Below are 1,591 nucleotides of genomic sequence, written 5' to 3'. Positions count from 1 at the left end.
GTCTCGAGCTGGGCAAGTGGTACGTCGTCGATGGCACGTTCGCTTCGGCGACGGAGTTGCCACCTCGCGGCAGTTGGGTTGAGGTGCAACTGCCGAACGGAGACTCCCGCCAGGTAGTGGTAGTGGGTTGCGAGATTCGGCATGGTGTTGCGGCGCYGTTGTTCATAGAGCCAGACGTCAGTTTCCCGCGCCTGAGCAAAGTTCGCCGTCTCCCCGACCAGCTGCCATCGTGACTGTGCGGCTAGTTGCGCCGATCGCGACCGCTTCCGCAAACGGCCACAAGCGGTCCTTTCGTGACGTCCGCTCTGCGGCAGTGCTTCTCGTGACGCTACGATGCCACCCTAGCATCTCCTCGATGTCGAGAGGTCGGCATGCAAGATCAGGCACTGCAAACGTGAGACTCTTCTACCTCTTCTGGTTCTTCGTTTGCGCGGGATGGGGCTACCTCTCTGCCACATTTCCTTCGCAGCATTCACCTTCTTGGACGAGCGTAGCTATCACGCTTCCCGCCGCCCTGGTGACCTCGGTCGGCATCCTTTGGTTGGAACTTCAGAAGCTGCCCCCTGGCACGTTCGCGTTGCCGCCGTCGCTTCTATTGAAACCATGGAATCGTCCTGCGGGGGCTGCTCTGTTCATCGGCTTGACTTTCTTGTTCGCCGGGCTATGGGGCGCCACAGTGTGCATGGCTCTCGCACTGCCCAGTCCACTCGTTTCACTTCAGTTTTTTGCCATAGGTCTTGGTGGCGTAGCAGGCTGCTTTGCCGCTCATCGGCTGTTTCCCCAGAAGTTCAGCGCCTGACCATCCACCGACCTCTCAGAAAGCACCCGCACTTGCCTGATCTTCGAGACACGACGCGAAGCGGTACTTGGAATGGGCTCCCGCTGAAGCTTTCCGCGCGGCTCGTCAGCCGTTACGCCTGGCAAACGGCGTCGATCGTTCTGGAAATCGACGACCACGTCGTGCTGCAGACAGGCGGGGTGTACAAGGCTGTCGGGGAAACGATTGAGGCGTTCGAAGTCAGAGGTGAGAGGCACGAAGCGAAGCTGCGATGGGGCCTCGGAACACCGCGATCGTTTCCTTGCCAGGTTTTCATCGACGGCGCGCATGTGCGAAGCGAGAGGGTCCGTGTCGACAACTGGTGGTTTGGTCTATGGCCATGGATCCCTTTCGCTCTCATCGTCGCCTGGGCAGCGAATCGCTGATGCTGCCTCGAGGAGGCGTCGGACCGATGTCGGCCAGGAGCGGTCCTTCATCGCCGTCCGCTTTCGGGCAACTACATGAGCGGCTACGATCTCTCCGTCAGCGTCGCGGAACGGTAAACGTACGACCTCAGTCGTCCTCGGAAGGGGTGCAGGCTTCGACACCTGCCGCTGACAACCACACGCGATCCCACCGCCGCACTCGGCCAGATGCAGCCCTTCACGAGAGTGCTCTTTTGGGTCGTTAGACTTCCCTGTCATTGACAACTTCTCTTGAGCTGATCTGCCACGGCAAGCTGGGGCGCGCAGCTCATGCCAAATGGTAGTTCGCATGAGAGCCACGCTGCACGTCATCGCCGCACCTGTTGTGTTCATCGCTGCGGACCACCTA

General features: G+C 60.3%; 2 protein-coding genes. Both read left to right on the top strand.

Annotated elements, in window-relative coordinates; translation table 11 throughout:
• Positions 1 to 233: hypothetical protein (locus AC1D01_RS34020; protein WP_477873874.1), on the top strand; the 233-nt coding region annotated here is incomplete at its 5' end.
• Between the two features lie 161 nt (positions 234 to 394).
• Complete coding sequence (locus AC1D01_RS34015; protein ID WP_477873873.1) at positions 395 to 799, top strand: hypothetical protein; 405 nt, start codon at positions 395 to 397, stop codon at positions 797 to 799.
• The last annotated feature ends 792 nt before the right edge of the window (positions 800 to 1,591 follow it).

It is taken from the genome of Rhizobacter sp. P3_B12 (assembly GCF_056402895.1).
The sequence above is the reverse complement of the archived record's forward strand: the minus strand, read 5'-3'. Positions and strand labels throughout refer to the sequence as shown.